Origin of the sequence: Curtobacterium sp. MCBD17_021, assembly GCF_003234525.1 — a bacterium.
In the GTDB taxonomy this organism is placed as follows: domain Bacteria; phylum Actinomycetota; class Actinomycetes; order Actinomycetales; family Microbacteriaceae; genus Curtobacterium.
In genome coordinates this window covers 107,517-123,335 of the sequence record NZ_QKTS01000006.1, presented here as the reverse complement: position 1 = coordinate 123,335, position 15,819 = coordinate 107,517, and the positions used below count along the sequence as shown (strand labels likewise).

At 73.1% G+C, this 15,819-nt stretch carries 12 protein-coding genes and 1 tRNA gene; 12 read left to right on the top strand and 1 reads right to left on the bottom strand.

Going from position 1 to position 15,819, the window contains the following annotated elements; genetic code table 11:
* Positions 1–3 precede the first annotated feature (3 nt).
* The 12 genes from proB (at position 4) to DEI83_RS07600 (ending at position 14,064) form a co-directional block, all read left to right on the top strand.
* Positions 4–819, top strand: coding sequence for a glutamate 5-kinase (gene proB / locus DEI83_RS07655; protein ID WP_111081197.1), 816 nt, complete (start codon positions 4–6; stop codon positions 817–819).
* Between the two features lie 86 nt (positions 820–905).
* On the top strand, positions 906–2,171 hold the full coding sequence (locus DEI83_RS07650) for a glutamate-5-semialdehyde dehydrogenase (RefSeq protein WP_111081195.1): 1,266 nt from the start codon (positions 906–908) through the stop codon (positions 2,169–2,171).
* Between the two features lie 41 nt (positions 2,172–2,212).
* Complete coding sequence (locus DEI83_RS07645) at positions 2,213–2,413, top strand: hypothetical protein (RefSeq protein ID WP_110823838.1); 201 nt, start codon at positions 2,213–2,215, stop codon at positions 2,411–2,413.
* Between the two features lie 11 nt (positions 2,414–2,424).
* Positions 2,425–3,024: a nicotinate-nucleotide adenylyltransferase gene (nadD, locus tag DEI83_RS07640; RefSeq protein WP_111081193.1), complete on the top strand. Its 600-nt coding sequence runs from the start codon at positions 2,425–2,427 to the stop codon at positions 3,022–3,024.
* Complete coding sequence (locus tag DEI83_RS07635; RefSeq protein ID WP_111081191.1) at positions 3,021–4,544, top strand: hypothetical protein; 1,524 nt, start codon at positions 3,021–3,023, stop codon at positions 4,542–4,544. Before nadD ends, DEI83_RS07635 begins: the two co-directional genes overlap by 4 nt.
* A 132-nt stretch (positions 4,545–4,676) precedes the next feature.
* On the top strand, positions 4,677–5,069 hold the full coding sequence (gene rsfS / locus DEI83_RS07630) for a ribosome silencing factor (RefSeq protein ID WP_111081189.1): 393 nt from the start codon (positions 4,677–4,679) through the stop codon (positions 5,067–5,069).
* Positions 5,070–5,184: 115 nt separating this feature from the next.
* A tRNA-Ala gene (locus tag DEI83_RS07625) sits at positions 5,185–5,260 on the top strand.
* A 137-nt stretch (positions 5,261–5,397) separates the two neighbouring features.
* Positions 5,398–6,336, top strand: a complete 939-nt coding sequence (locus DEI83_RS07620) for an aldose 1-epimerase family protein (protein WP_181431123.1) — start codon at positions 5,398–5,400, stop codon at positions 6,334–6,336.
* Positions 6,315–7,925 carry an anthranilate synthase component I family protein gene (locus DEI83_RS07615; protein WP_111081185.1) on the top strand — a complete coding sequence of 537 codons (1,611 nt, stop codon included), beginning with the start codon at positions 6,315–6,317 and terminating at the stop codon, positions 7,923–7,925. Before DEI83_RS07620 ends, DEI83_RS07615 begins: the two co-directional genes overlap by 22 nt.
* 67 nt (positions 7,926–7,992) lie before the next feature.
* A complete protein-coding gene (locus DEI83_RS07610; RefSeq protein WP_258371100.1) occupies positions 7,993–8,871 on the top strand; it encodes a hypothetical protein in 879 nt (292 codons plus the stop codon).
* A 143-nt stretch (positions 8,872–9,014) separates the two neighbouring features.
* On the top strand, positions 9,015–10,592 hold the full coding sequence (locus tag DEI83_RS07605) for a DNA polymerase Y family protein (protein ID WP_375334655.1): 1,578 nt from the start codon (positions 9,015–9,017) through the stop codon (positions 10,590–10,592).
* Positions 10,593–10,605: 13 nt separating this feature from the next.
* On the top strand, positions 10,606–14,064 hold the full coding sequence (locus DEI83_RS07600; protein ID WP_111081183.1) for an error-prone DNA polymerase: 3,459 nt from the start codon (positions 10,606–10,608) through the stop codon (positions 14,062–14,064).
* Positions 14,065–14,185: 121 nt separating this feature from the next.
* Here the strand turns inward: DEI83_RS07600 and DEI83_RS07595 are convergent, their stop codons facing one another.
* Positions 14,186–15,793: a cell wall metabolism sensor histidine kinase WalK gene (locus DEI83_RS07595; RefSeq protein ID WP_258371098.1), complete on the bottom strand. Its 1,608-nt coding sequence runs from the start codon at positions 15,791–15,793 to the stop codon at positions 14,186–14,188.
* Positions 15,794–15,819: the final 26 nt, after the last annotated feature.

The following is a 15,819-nucleotide window of genomic DNA, read 5'->3' as shown; positions in this document are numbered from 1 at the left end:
ACCATGACCGACACGAGCGAGCGCACCGCCGGAGCCGTCATCGAGCGAACGGACATCCCGCGCGCGCGTCGGATCGTCGTGAAGGTCGGGTCGTCCTCGGTCAGCGGGGACAACGCCGCCCAGATCGGCCCACTGGTGGACGCCCTGGTCGGCGCGTACCGCCGCGGGACCGAGGTCGTCCTCGTGTCCTCCGGCGCGATCGCGACGGGCTTCCCGTTCCTCGGGCTCGAGGGACGACCGGACGACCTCGCGACCCAGCAGGCGGCCGCGGCGACCGGGCAGGCCGTGCTCGTGTTCCGGTACCAGAAGGAGCTCGACCGTCACGGCGTCACGGCGGCCCAGGTGCTGCTCACCGCGGGGGACCTGCAGAACCCGACGCACCGGGTGAACGCCCGCCGTGCGATGAACCGGCTGCTCGAGCTCCGGGTCCTCCCGATCGTCAACGAGAACGACACCGTCGCCACCCACGAGATCCGGTTCGGCGACAACGACCGGCTCGCAGCCCTGGTGGCCCGTCAGCTCGAGGCGGACGTCCTCGTCCTGCTGTCCGACGTCGAAGCCCTGTACACCAAGCCGCCGGAGCAGCCCGGTGCCACCCGCATCGACGAGGTCCCGTTCGGGGACGAACTCGCCGGGGTGACCTTCGGCTCGATCGGTGCAGCCGGTGTCGGCACCGGAGGAGCCGGCACGAAGGTCGCCGCCGCACGGCTCGCGGCCGAGGCCGGCACCGCGGTCCTCGTCACGGCCACCGCGCTCGTCGAGCGCGCGCTCGGCGGCGAGCACGTCGGCACCTGGTTCCGGGCCGCACCCCGCGCCTGAGCGCGGGGCCCCGCCGGCCTGGAGGCACGCCTCCCGTCCGTCCACAGGCCGCGTCACGCGGTCGGTCGCCGGACTACGATCGGTCCATGTCCCTCCCCGCCACCGCTCCGACCCTCGTCGACGTCCTGACCGACGCCCGGTCGGCGTCCACGGCGCTCGCGACCGCGACGACCGCCGTGAAGGACGCCGCCCTCCGGGCGATCGCGCACGAGCTGCGCGCCGGCACCGCCGACATCGTCACGGCCAACCACGAGGACCTCGTCGCGGGTGAGGACGGCGGGCTGTCCTCGGGCCTGCTCGACCGGTTGCGGCTCGACGTGGCCCGGGTCGACGCCCTCGCCGACGCGGTCGAGCAGGTCGTCGGGTTGACCGACCCGGTCGGACAGCACGTGCGCGGATCGGTCCTGCCGAACGGCCTGCAGCTCACCCAGGTCCGCGTGCCGTTCGGGGTCGTCGGGGCGATCTACGAAGCGCGACCGAACGTGACGGTCGACATCGCCTCGCTGGCCCTGAAGTCCGGCAACGCCGTCGTCCTGCGCGGGGGATCGGCCGCGCAGCGGACGAACGCGGTGCTCGTCCGACGTATCCAGGACGCCGTCGCGTCGGTCGGACTCCCGCGCGCACTCGTCCAGACCATCGACGAGTTCGGACGTCAGGGAGCAACCGAGCTCATGCGCGCACGGGGGCTCGTCGACGTGCTCATCCCGCGGGGGAGCGCCTCCCTCATCCAGACCGTCGTGACCGAGTCCCAGGTCCCGGTGATCGAGACCGGCGCCGGAGTCGTGCACGTGTTCCTCGACGAGTCCGCGCCGCTCGACCGCGCCGTCGACATCGTCCTCAACAGCAAGGTCCAGCGGCCGAGCGTGTGCAACGCGCTCGAGACCCTGTTGGTGCACGAGCGGGCTGCCGAGCGGCTGCTGCCCGTGCTCGCCGACCGGCTCCGCGCCGCCGGGGTGACCCTCCGCGGTGACGACCCCACGCGGACGATCGTCCCCGGGGTCCTCCGCGCCACCGACGCCGACTGGGCGACCGAGTCGATGGACCTCGACCTGTCGATCCGCGTCGTGCCGGACGTCGACGCGGCGATGGCGCACATCGCCGAGTGGTCGACACACCACACCGAGTCGATCGTCACGAACGACGTCGACACCGCGGAGCGCTTCCTGGCCGGCGTCGACTCCGCCGTGGTGATGGTCAACGCCTCCACCCGGTTCACCGACGGTGGCGAGTTCGGCTTCGGCGCCGAGGTCGGGATCTCCACGCAGAAGTTGCACGCCAGGGGGCCGATGGGGCTGCCGGAGCTCACGAGCACCAAGTGGCTCGTGCGCGGGCAGGGACACATCCGCGGCTAGGATGGTCCGGAGTCTTCCTCGACCGATCGGAGCACTGCCAGATGTCACTCCTCGCTGAGGCCGCCGAGCACGCGGCCGGCGTCCCCGCGATCGTCTACCCGATCGTCGCCGCCTGCTTCTTCACCTTCCTCGGGTTCGTCACGTGGAGCTTCCGTGACGTCGCCTACCGTCACTCGCACAAGTTCCAGGCCACCCGGCAGCACGAGACCGGCGTGGACGAGTTCGGCCACTCGAAGATCTGACCCGACCCCCGATGCTCGAGAGCACGGGTCGGCCGCGCATCGGGGTGATGGGCGGGACGTTCGACCCGATCCACCACGGTCACCTCGTGGCGGCTTCCGAGGTCGCGAAGCACTTCGACCTCGACGAGGTCGTGTTCGTCCCGACCGGTCAGCCGTACATGAAGGCCGACGTCACCGACGCCGAACACCGGTATCTGATGACGGTCATCGCGACCGCGTCGAACCCGATGTTCACGGTCAGCCGGGTGGACATCGACCGCCCGGGCCCGACCTACACGGTGGACACGCTGCGCGACCTCCGCGAACAGCGGCCCGACGCGCAGCTCGTGTTCATCTCGGGCGCCGACGCGGTCCAACAGATCCTGGACTGGAAGGACCACGACGGGCTCTGGGACCTGGCGCACTTCGTGGCCGTGACACGACCGGGACACGCGCTGAGCATCACCGGACTCCCAGAACGGGACGTTAGTGTTCTCGAGGTCCCCGCGCTGGCGATATCCTCGACCGATTGCCGCGACCGGGTGAGAAGCGGGTCCCCCGTCTGGTACCTGGTTCCGGACGGCGTCGTCCAGTACATCTCGAAGCACCATCTGTATCGGAGCGTTGCATGAGTTCGTCCGACGCGCAGCCGCCGCTGTCGCGGCGCCAGATGCGCGAGCGCGAGCGCGCCGCCTCGGGCGGTGCCCAGCCCGTCACGCCGCCGCCGACCGTCGCCGCGGACAGCGCCCCGGAGGGCCGTCGTCGACCCGGTTCGCACGTCGCCCCCGGGTCGGCCGCGCCCGCGCAGTCGGCAGTGCCGCGGTCCGCGGGTGTGCCAGACCTGCCGCCGGCGTCCGCCACCGAGATCGTGCCCGGCACCGGCGGGATGTCCCGTCGCCAGCTGCGGCTGCTCCGCGAGGCGCAGGAGCAGGGGGGCCGACCGGTCCCACTGCAGAACCCCACCCCGGCCTCCTCGGACCGGACGGTGCAGGACGTCCTCGGCACCCTGTCCGACCCGGCCCCCGACGCGCAGGTCCCGTCGCTGCCGACCCCGGAGGAGACGGCCTCGTCGGGCGCCGGCCGGACCCCGCTGGTACCCCTCGGGTTCGCCGCTCCCACCGACACCGCGGACCGTTCGGCCGACGACTCCGCCGAGGACGACGACCGGTCGGGAGACGCCGCTGCCGGTGACGAGGGCGAGTCCTCGCACTGGCAGGACCCGAACCCCGAGGTCTCGCACCTCGACCCTGCGGCCGTCGAGCAGGCCACGGCCGCCGACGGTTCGCCGGACGCCATCGAGCCCCTCGAGGCGGCTGCGGCGCATGCTGAGGAGCCGCGTCAGCACCGCACCACCTGGGCGCCCCACGACGCCGACCCGGAAGACCTCCGGGCGGCGGACGAGGGTGGTGCCGTCGACGGCACCGGTGCGACTGCCGACGTCATCCCCGCGAACGGTACGCCCGCCGCGGCGCCGGGCGTGTTCCCGCTCGACCTCGACGACGACGACACGAACGAGGTCCCGCTCCCCGTCGTGCCCGCCGTGCCGGTCGAGGCTCCGGTTGTACAGCCGGCCTCCGCCGCCCGTCCGGGATCCGCGTCGCAGCCCGGTTCGGCGTCGCGTCCGGCGTCGTCCGACGCCACGCGGGAGCCCAAGCCCGTCACCACCGCGTTCGAGGCGCCGGCCGGCCACTGGTCGACCTTCGCGCACGACTCGAACGATGCCGAGGTGCACGACGAGGAGACCGGTACGCGCCGCGTCGCCGAGGCCCGGTCGAGCGCGATCATCCTGCCGAACTCGGCACTGGCGGACCCGACCGGTGCGCTGAACGCCACCGGCGAGGTCATCCTCACCGGGTCGATCGACCTGCCGTCGTCGCTGTCCTCGACCGGGTCGCACCGGCCGATCGACGGCGCCGAGGTCGACCGGATGCTCGACCAGCAGGACGAGCAGCCGGACACCGACGCCAGCCCCGTCCGTGCCAGCCGTGCGGTTTCCAGCCACACCTCCACGCGGCAGGTCGTCCTCGCCGCGGCGAAGCCGAAGGACTCGAAGACGCCCGTCGTGCTCGCCGTCGCGGCCAGCGCGGTCGGCGTGGTCGCGGCCGGTGTGATCGTGATCGCCCTCGTCGCCACCAACTTCTTCGGCTCCTGAGCCGCTGTCCGGTCGCTGCGCCGCGCTGCTCGTCTCACACCGGGCGTCACCGTGTCAGCGGTCTGACCTATGATCGTGACCCATCATGAACATCGCGACGCCGGACGTCGTGATGACCACCGGAAGGAATCCGTGACCGCCTCCGCTCGCGCACTCGAACTCGTGCAGATCGCCGCTCAAGCGGCCGACTCCAAGCAGGCCGAGGACCTCGTCGCCCTCGACGTCACCCGACCGCTCCAGCTCACCGACGTCTTCCTGCTCGCCACCGGCCGCAACGAGCGCAACGTGCTCGCCATCGCGGACGAGATCGAGGACCGCATGCTCGAGGCCGGCTCCAAGCCGTTGCGTCGCGAAGGTCGGAGCGAAGGCCGCTGGGCACTCATCGACTTCGGGGACATCGTCGTGCACGTCTTCCACGAAGAAGAGCGCCAGTACTACTCGCTCGAGCGTCTCTGGTCGGACTGCCCGGTCATCCCGCTCGAGCTGCCGGTCGACCAGACGCAGGCGGCCGAACACTCCGCCTGAGCGGCGACGCGCCCGGGGGGCGACGACGATTTCGTCACCCCGTGTTCGCGTGGTGTACGCTGTACTGGTGCCTCCGGGGAACCGGGGGAACACCAACAGGCCGCTTGCGGCCGATGGGTCTGTGGCGCAGCTGGTAGCGCACCTGCATGGCATGCAGGGGGTCAGGGGTTCGAGTCCCCTCAGATCCACCACCGAAGCCCCGTTGCTGGTCGAGAACGCTCTTCAGCCGCGGGGCTTCTGTCATTCCCGCTGGGCTCGTGGAACCACCTTCTCCACAGGGCCTCGTCAGGACGCCCGGAGGGCCGCGGTCGGCCGATACGCTGACCGCATGAGCAGCGCAGCGCCCCGGTCCGGGTCCCAGACGACGATCGCCTCCTCCGGCTACACCGCCGACATCGCGAGCGTCGGTGCGACGTTGCGGGCGCTCCGTCACGACGGCCGTGACCTCGTCACCACGTTCGACGCGGACGACGTCCGTCCGGTCTTCCGTGGTGCAGTCCTGGCACCGTGGCCGAACCGCGTCGTGGACGGCCGGTACACCTTCGGTGGCATCGAGCACGAACTCGCCCTGACCGAGCCCAAGCGCTCCCACGCCCTGCACGGGCTCGTCGCCTGGACCGACTTCGCGGTGCTCGAGCACGACGCCGAGCGCGTGCTGCTCGCCACGACCGTGCAGCCGCAGGAGGGCTACCCCTACCGGGTCGAGGTCCGGGTGGAGTACCGGCTCGACGCCGATGGTCTGCACACGACCGTCACCGGCACGAACACCGGCGACGACCGGGCGCCCTGGGGGACCGGCCCGCACCCGTACCTCGTCGCCGGCGCCGGGACGGTCGACGACTGGACGCTGACGCTCCCCGCGGCCGAGGTGCTCGAGGTCACCGAGGACCGCCTCATCCCGACCGGGCTCGTGCCCGTGCACGACGAGTTCGACCTCCGCACGCCGACGCCGATCGGGCAGCGCTTCATCGACCACGCCTTCACCGGGTTCGACCGCGGCGCGGACGGCACCGCGGCCGTCACCGTGACGGCCGCGGACGGGCACGGCGTGCGGGTCGTCTTCGGTCCGGAGTGCGGATGGGCCCAGGTGCACACCGCCGACCACGTCGTCCCCGAGTACCACCGCGCGGGTCTGGCCGTCGAGCCGATGACCTGCGCTCCGAACGCCTTCAACGCCGACGCCTTCGCGGGCGACGTGGACGCCGGTCTCGTCGTCCTCGAGCCGGGCGCCGCCCACGCTGCCGCATGGACGATCTCGGCGGTCTGACGGCCGAGCGGGACCTGGTGCCGTCGGCCGGGCCACGGCTCGAGACCCGCTGGATCGGCTCCGTCGACCTCGGGGCGCTCGCCCTCGGCAGCACCTCGGACCTGGTGTGGTTCGACTCCGCCCTGCCGGAGGGGGCACCGGGGTCGGCAGCGGCGCGCGCAGCGTGGTCGGTCCTCGCGCTCACGGACGGACCGTTCGCCGCGCGCCTCCGCCACCAGGACCGCGTCGCCCGCGTCGACGTGTCGCCCCCGGCCGAGCGCTGGTTCGGGCCGCCCCGGGCCGAGGGGCGCCCGGCGTTCACCGTCCTCGAGGACCTGCTGCGGCGCACACCGGCGCTCGACGCCCCGGTCGACGGCTGCGCGTTCGCGCTCGGGTGGGTCGGCTTCCTCGGGTACGAGCTCGGACGTGAGGTCGACGGGCCGGACCGGGTGGCGGACGGACACGCAGATGCCGACCTCCGGTTCGTGGACCGTGCGGTCATCGTGCGGGGGGACGGTGCCGCGTGGGCGGTGACGCTGGTCGACGACGACGAGCCGACTGCCTCCGCGGCGAACCGGGCCTGGTCGTCGGGGCTGCGTGTGCCGGAGCCGCTCGTGTGGGAGTCCGCCGTGCCGGGAGCATCCGTCCTGGCGTCGTCCCGCGACCGGGCGGACGTCACCACGGGCCTCCCGGACGTCACTGCCGGCATCCCGGTGGGGGTGCCGGCACCGGACCAGCCTGTCCTGGAGGCCCGTGGTCGCGTCGACCGAGCGGTCTACGAACGCGCGGTGGACGCGTGCCGGCACGAGATCCGCGAGGGGAACGCGTTCCAGGTGTGCCTGACGACGGCGTTCGCCGTCCCGGACGCACCGGCGGCGGCAGGTGACCGGTACCTGGCCGAGTACCTGCGGGTCCGTGGGGCCGACCCGGTGCCGTTCGGGGCCTACCTGCGGACCGGTGACCTGCGGATCGCCAGCCGGTCACCCGAGCGCTTCCTGCGCATCGACGCCGACGGTGCTGTGGTGGCCGAGCCGATCAAGGGGACCCGACCGCGACGGGCGGACCCGGTCGCGGACGCCGAGACCCGTGGCGAACTGTCGGCCAGCGGGAAGGACCGCGCCGAGAACGTCATGATCGTGGACCTGCTGCGGAACGACCTGCAGCGGACGGCGCGCCCGGGGTCCGTACGCGTCGAGCGGCTCTGCGACGTGGAGACGTACGCGAGTGTGCACCAGATGGTGTCGACGATCGCCGGCCGGTTGCCGTCGGGGGCCTCCCGGGCCGCGGTCGTGCGGGCGGCGTTCCCGCCCGGGTCGATGACGGGCGCGCCGAAGCGCAGTGCGACGGCGATCGCGGACCGGCTCGAGGGCGCGCCGCGCGGGGTGTACTCGGGGGCGATCGGGTACTTCTCGGCCAACGGGGCGGTCGATCTGTCGGTGGCCATCCGGACACTGGTGACGGTCCTCCACCCGGACGGGTCCGTACGGCGGAGGTCGCTCGGAGCGGGCGGTGCCGTGACGTGGTCGTCCACCGCGGCGGACGAGGCCGACGAGGTCGAGACGAAGACGGTGTCGGTGCTCGGTGGGGTGGGGGCAGCGGTGCACTGGTGACCTGCTCGAACGCGTGTTCGATGCAGTTGTCCACGGCATGTCGGTGCCGGTTGACATCATCGAACACATGTTCGAACATGAGGGCATGCAGACGGCGGCGGCACTCCGGTCGCCCGATGAGCGCGGCGACCGCGGACGCGGCGATCGTGAGCACATCGGGCGGAACGGTGCTGTCCGGGGGAGCGCGGGCGGTGCCCGTGGGGCCGGGGACGGCAGCCGGGGGCCGGACCACGTCGGAGCAGCACGGGCAGCACTCGACCAGATCACCGCGCTGCGCTCCCGGGTGGCCGACCTGGAGTCGACCCGGGTGGACACCGACGGGCTGCCCACCGCGGACGCCCTCGCCCCGCTGCTGCCCGGCGGTGCGATCCGCGCGGGCGGGACCTACGCCGTCCCGGAGTCCGTGCTGCTCGCCCAGACCATGCTGCAGGCGGCCTCGGCAGCAGGCGCCTGGTGTGCGGTGGTCGGTGTGCCGTCCTTCGGCGTGGAAGCGGCGGCCGCGGCGGGGATCGACCTCGAACGACTCGTGCTCGTGCCGGACCCGGGCGACCAGTGGCTCGCGGTGACCGCGGCCCTCGCCGACGTGGCCCAGATCGTGCTCACCCGACCCCTCGGCCGCGTGGTGCCCGGTGACGTCGCCCGGCTCTCCGCGCGCCTCCGGCAGCGTGGGGCGGCCCTCGTCGCACTCGGGTCCTGGCCGGGGGCGGACGTCACCCTGCGGGTCACCGAGTCGCGCTGGAGCGGCATCGGCCTCGGTCACGGGTACCTCACCGAACGGCGGGTGACCGTCACGGCCTCGGGGCGTGCCGGTGCGGTCCGACCGACGAGCGCCGAACTGCTGCTGCCCGCTGCCGACGGTTCGGTCCGTGCGGCGGTCCCGACGGCTGCCGTCACTGCGGTGCCGGCCGACGGACGGGTCCTGCGTCCCGTGGCGGTGGCCTCGTGAGCCCCCGCGGACGCCGCGCGCTGGTCGGCACGCCGAAGGCGGGCGGAGGTGCCGGCGCCGCGCTGGCCGGGGCCGCGCTGCCCGGCGTCGGTCTGCCGGGGGTCGGTGCGGTCCGGGCCGACGCGCTCAGCCGTGGAGCGGGGCTGCCGGAACCCCCGCCGACCCGCACGATCGTCCTCTGGTGCCCGGACTGGCCCGTCATCGCGGCCGCCCGGGCTGCCGGAACGCCACCGGAGCAGCCGTTCGCCCTCATCGCCAAGGGCCTGGTCTTCGCCAGCTCCGCTTCAGCACGGCAGGTCGGGGTGGTCCGGGGGTTGCGCGTGCGGGAAGCGCAGGCGCGCTGCACCGACCTCGTCACGCAGCCCTACGACGACGCACTCGACCACCGTGCGTTCGAGCCGGTCATCCGCGCGATCGAGGTGGCCGCACCCGGGGTCGAGGTCCTGCGTCCCGGCACGATCGCGCTCCGAGCCCGCGGTCCGGCGCGCTACCACGGTGGCGAACGGGCGGCGGCGACGATCCTGGCGGGCATCGCGGCCGACCACGGTGCGCCGGGGGTCCGAGCCGGGGTGGCCGACACCCCGTTCGCCGCCGAACAGGCCGCACGGGCACGACCTCGGCGTCCCGGGGAGCGCGTCCGGATGGTGCCGGTGGGCGGATCGGCGGAGTTCCTCGCTCCGTTGCCGCTCAGTGTGCTCGGCGATCCCGACCTCGCGATGGTGCTCGGCCGACTCGGGATCGCGACGCTCGGGGACTTCGCCGCGCTCACCGACGAACAGGTGCGCGACCGGTTCGGCGTCCCCGGTGCGTTCCTGCACCGACTCGCCGGCGGGCGCGACCCCCGAGAGGTCTCCGCGCGTGAGGTCCCGCCCGACCTCGAGGTCCAGGCGTCCTTCGAACCACCCCTCGACCGTGCCGACCAGATCGCCTTCGCCTTCCGCCGCTCCGCTGACGAGTTCGCCGCGAAGCTCCGCGCAGCCGGGCTCGTCGCGACGACGATCCGGGTCGGCATCGTCGACGAGCGGGACGTCCTGCTCGAACGGGTGTGGGCGCACCCACGGTGGTTCGACGCCGCTGACGTGGTGGACCGGGTGCGCTGGCAGCTCGCGGGCGGGGTCGACCCCACGGGGCTCGAGGCACCGGTCACCACGGTCGTGCTCGAACCCGTCGCCGTGGACGACGTCGCGAACCACGAGCGGGGACTCTGGGGCTCCGGGCCGGACGAACGGGTGCACCACGGACTGGCCCGGGTGCAGGGCATGGTCGGACACGACGGCGTCGTCACCCCGCGGATCGGCGGCGGTCGCACGCTCGCCGAGCGCATCGTGCTCGTGCCGTGGGGCGACGCGCCGGCCGGGGGTGAACGCGCCCTCGCGGTGGTTCGGGACCGTCCGTGGCCCGGCAAGCTGCCCGGGCCGCCGCCGGCGACGGTCCTCGAGCGCCCCCGGCCGGTGGACGTCGTCACGGCGGACGGCGGCGCGGTGGACGTCGACGACCGGGGTGCCCTGACCGGGGAACCCGGACGGTTCCGCTCCGACGGTGACCGCGGTGGGCGGTTCGCGCCGGTCACGGCGTGGGCGGGGCCGTGGCCGCTCGTCGTGCGGTGGTGGGAGTCGGGCGGACGGCGACTGCACCGCCTGCAACTCGTCGACGCCGAGGGGCGGGCGTGGTACCTGGTCCTCGCCGACCACCGCTGGTGGGCAGAGGCGATCGCGACGTGAAGGACGGACACTGATGGGCTACAGCAACCCGCCGATCCCGTGGTCGCAGTTCGAGCGCGCCCTGTCCGACAAGCGGAGTCCCGGCACGACCCCCGAGGGCGACGGCGGCGACAGTCCGGCCTGGTCTCGGAAGCGCGCGCCGTACCGCCCGACGGACGTCGCCGCGCCGGACGCGCCGCCCGCCGTGCCGTACGCCGAACTCCACGCGCACTCCACCTTCAGCTTCCTGGACGGTGCGAGCCCACCGGAACACCTGTTGGAAGAGGCCGCACGCCTGGGCCTGCACGGCCTGGCGATCACCGACCACGACGGCTTCTACGGTGCTGCGCGGATGGCCGAGGTCGCCGAGACGTACCCGAGTGTCACCACCGTCTACGGTGCCGAACTGTCCCTCGGGCTGACGGAACCCCAGAACGGCGTCCCGGACCCGGAGGGCTCGCACCTGCTGCTCCTGGCCGACGGGCAGGACGGGTACCACCGGATGGCCGGCGCGGTGACGGCCGCGCACCTCGCCGCCGGTTCCGAGAAAGGGCGTCCCCGCTACGACCTCGACGACCTCGCGGAGCGGTCCGGTGGACGCTGGCGGGTGCTCACCGGCTGTCGGAAGGGCACCGTCAGACAGGCCCTCGAACGCGACGGGGAGAGCGCTGCCGAGCGGGCACTCCGGGCACTGCTGGACCGGTTCGGCACCGGGGCCGTCGTCGTGGAACTCTCCGACCACGGCCATCCGCTCGACAGTGCCCGGAACGACGTCCTCGCCGCGCTCGCCGCCCGGCACGCGCTGCCGGTCGTGGCGACCGGGAACGTGCACTACGCGACCCCCGACCGGTTCCCGGTGGCGACCGCACTGGCCGCTGTCCGGGCCCGGCGCAGCCTCGACGAGATCGACGGGTGGCTGCCGGCCGCCGACACCGCGCACCTGCGCTCGGGCGCCGAGATGGCCCGGCGGTTCGCCCGGTGGCCGGGTGCCGTCGAGCAGAGCGTGGTGCTCGCCGACGAACTCGGCTTCCAGCTGAAGACGGCGAAGCCCGGGCTGCCCGACCTCGACGTGCCCGAGGGCCACACGCCGATGAGCTGGCTCCGGGAACTCACCTGGCGAGGAGCCCGCCGGTTCTACCCCGGCGACGCGGACGGTGTCGACGCCCACAAGCGGGAGCGCATCGAACGCGAACTGGCGGTCATCGAGGACAAGGGGTTCCCCGGGTACTTCCTCATCGTGCGGGACATGGTGCAGTACGCCCGCGGGCGGGGGATCCTGTGCCAGGGTCGGGGCTCGGCCGCGAACTCGGCGGTCTGCTACCTGCTCGAGATCACCGCCGTCGACTCGATCCGGTACGGGCTGCCGTTCGAACGGTTCCTGTCGGCCATGCGCGACGAGGAACCCGACATCGACGTCGACTTCGACTCCGACCGGCGGGAAGAGGTCATCCAGTACGTCTACGACAAGTACGGCCGGTTCAACGCGGCGCAGGTCGCGAACGTCATCACCTACCGGCCGAAGGGGGCCGTGCGGGACATGGCGAAGGCACTCGGCCACAGCCCCGGCCAGCAGGACGCCTGGTCGAAGCAGGTCGAACGGTGGGGGTCGGTCACCGAGAGCCAGGACCACGACATCCCGGAGCCGGTGGTCGACCTGGCCCAGCAGGTCCTCGGGTTCCCGCGGCACCTCGGCATCCACTCCGGCGGGATGGTCCTGACCGACCGGCCGGTGGGCGAGGTCGTGCCGATCGAGCACGCCCGGATGGACGGTCGGACCGTGCTGCAGTGGGACAAGGACGACTGCGCCTACATGGGACTCGTCAAGTTCGACATGCTCGGGCTCGGCATGCTCGCCGCCCTGCAGTACTCGTTCGACCTGGCCGCCGAGCACTGCGGGGAGCGGTGGGACATGCACTCCATCCCGAAGGAGGAGCAGGGCGTCTACGACCAACTCTGCCGGGCCGACACGATCGGCGTCTTCCAGGTCGAGTCCCGAGCGCAGATGGGCACGCTGCCCCGGCTGCTGCCGCGCCGGTTCTACGACCTGGTGATCGAGGTCGCCCTCGTACGTCCCGGGCCGATCCAGGGCGGCGCGGTGCACCCGTACATCCGTCGACGCACCGGTGAGGAACCGGTGACCTACATCCACCCCGCTCTCGAACCGGTGCTGGAACGGACGCTCGGGGTGCCGCTGTTCCAGGAGCAGCTCATGCAGATGGCCATCGCCGTCGGCAACTGCTCCGGCGACGACGCCGACCTGCTCCGGCGGGCGATGGGGTCCAAGCGCGGCCTCGAGAAGATCGACCGTCTGCGCGAGAAGCTCTACCGGGGGATGGCGGAGAACGACATCCACGGCGAGGACGCCGACGCCATCTACGCCAAGATCCAGGCGTTCGCGAACTTCGGCTTCGCGGAGAGCCACTCGATCAGCTTCGCGCTCATCGTCTACGCCAGCGCCTGGATGCGGTTGCACTACCCGGGCGCGTTCCTGGCGGCGCTGCTCCGGGCACAGCCGATGGGGTTCTACTCGCCGCAGACCCTCGTCGCCGATGCCAGACGGCACGGTGTGCGGGTGCTCCGGCCGGACATCCTGCGGTCGGAGGTCGATGCGACGCTCGAGCCGATCGAGGGTCGGACGGACACGGACGCGGCCACGGCAGACGCGGCCACCGCCGGCGGGCCCACGGCAGGCGGACACGACGCGTGCCTCGCCACCGAACAGCCACCGGTGCTGCCCTTCGACCGGGATGCTCCGGACGACACCGCCGACCACCGTCGCGACGGCGCCTTCGCCGTGCGGCTGGGACTCGCCGAGGTGGCGTCGCTCGGTCGCCGGAGCGCTGAGCGGATCGTCGCCGAACGCCGGGCGAACGGCCCGTTCACGGACATGTCCGACCTCGCCCGTCGGGTCGGCCTCACGACCGCGCAGCTCGAGGCGCTCGCGGCCGCGGACGCGTTCGAGTCACTCGGGATCGACCGACGTGGTGGCATGTGGTCGGCGGCACAGGCGGCGGCGGAACGGCCCGACCAGCTGCCGGACACGCAGGTCGTCGTGCAACCGCCGCTGTTCGGGCAGATGACGAGCGGTGACGTCCTCATCGCGGACATGTGGTCCACGGGGATGTCCACCGACGACCACCCCGTCGGGCACCTCCGCGAGCGGTTGTCGGCGCGGGGTGTGCTCAGCGTCGAAGACACCCGGACGGCGGAGACCGGTCGGCGCGTGGAGGTCGGCGGCATCGTGACGCACCGGCAGCGTCCCGCGACGGCATCGGGGATCACCTTCCTCAACGTCGAGGACGAGTCCGGCCTGGTGAACGTGATCTGCAGCGTCGGGGTGTGGGGGCGGTACCGACGGGTGGCGCGGGAGTCCCCGGCGGTCATCGTGCGGGGCATCCTCGAGCGGTCGCCGGACGGGGTGGTCAACCTCGTCGCGGACCGGATCGAGCACCTGCCGCTCGCCGTCCGGACCCGGTCGCGGGACTTCCAGTGACACGGACGCGGGCAGACGGACGCGGGCAGACGGACGCGGGCAGGACGGACGCAGGCAGGACGGGCACACCGGCCGTGCCGTCACGAAGGGGACGCCCCCAGGAACACCGGCCGACAGCGGCTCAGTGCGCTGCCCGCACCGCCGGCGCTCCTCGCACCTCCGGCACCCGCACCGTCACCTCGAGACCACCGGCCGGCAGGTTGCGGAGGGAGGCCGAGCCTCCCGCCCGTTCCGCGACCGCGCGCACGATCGCGAGTCCGAGGCCGGACCCGCCCGGCATCGGGATCCCGCCGGTCGCCGGGTCCGGGTCGCGGCGCGAGGTGCGGGCTTCGTCGGGCCGGGTGAAGCGGTCGAACGCGACGGGCACGAACGACTCCGGCACGCCGGGCCCGTCGTCGGTGACCCACAGCACGCCCTCGCCGGGGGCCGCCCGCCACGTGACGAGCACGGTGCCGCCGCGGGGGAGCGCAGCGACCGCGTTCCCGGCGGTGTTCGTGACGAGCTGCGCCATCCCCCCGGTGTCGAGCCGGTACCGCGGCTCGTCGGGACCGGGACCGGGACCGGAACGGGAACCGGAACCGGAACCCGAACGGGACCCCGAGCCGGAGCCGCTCCCGTCGGGGCCGTCGACCGGAACCGGCGGCTCGAGTTCGAAGTCGACGGTGACGTCCTTCGCGCTCGCGATGAGCCGGACCCGGTCGACGGCGGCCATCACCTCGTCACCGAGGTCGGACCAGGACGTGGCGGACTGCGGCGCACCGTCGGCGGCACGGCGTTCCGACTCCTCGATGCGGGACAGCGTGAGCAGGTCGTTCGCCAGTCGGGAGAGCCGGGCGACGCTGTTCTTCGCACGCTCGATGTGCGCGGCGAGGGCACGCGCGTCGCCGCGGTCGAGGGCGGCGAGGTCGAGCTGCGTGGTGAGGATCGCGAGCGGCGTACGGAGCTCGTGGCTGGCGTCCGACACCATCTGCCGTTCGCGCTCGGTGGCCTGCCGCGTCCGGGCGAGGAAGGCGTTGAGGGTCGTCGCGAGCGACGCGAGCTCGTCCTGCGCCGGCCCGACCGGCAGTTCGGCGCGCTCCGAGGCGACGGAGAGTCGTTCGGCCTCGCGGCGCATCCGGTTGACCGGTCGGAGGGCGGTGGTGGCGAGTACCCACGACGCGACGCCGAAGGCCAGGAGGATCGCCAACCCGGTGAACGACAGGGTGGTGGTGAGCTCGTCGACGACGATCGCCTCGGCCTGCGAGTTGCGGGCGGCGACCACGGTCCACCGTCCGGCCTGGTTGACCGGGTGTTCGACGACCACACGGTACTGGGACCCGCCGAGCTCGACCACCGAGGTGCCCGCGGGCGTCGTGCGGAGGCTGCCGAGCGACTGTTCGAGCCGGCGGGGCATCGAGGAGAGGGTGATGTCGCCGGTGGGGGAGACGACGGCGACGAACTGGGCGTTGCCGGGCGGCGAGAGGTTCGGGTCGCTGTCCACCTCGAGCGTGGCGACGTACGGGTCGGTGTCGGCGTCGAGCAGGGTCTCGGTGGCACTCGCGACGACGTTGACGACCTGCAGACGCATCACGAGCACGAGCAGCGCGATGACGACGGCCGCGATCACGGTCGACCCGATGGTGATCCGGGCACGGAGGGACAGCGACCGCAGGGACAGCGACCGCGACGACGACGGACGCGACGTCCGCAGCCACCTGGTCCCCGGCCCACGGCGCCACCCCGGAGCCACGCGCGACCCTGGAGTCCGTCGCGCGG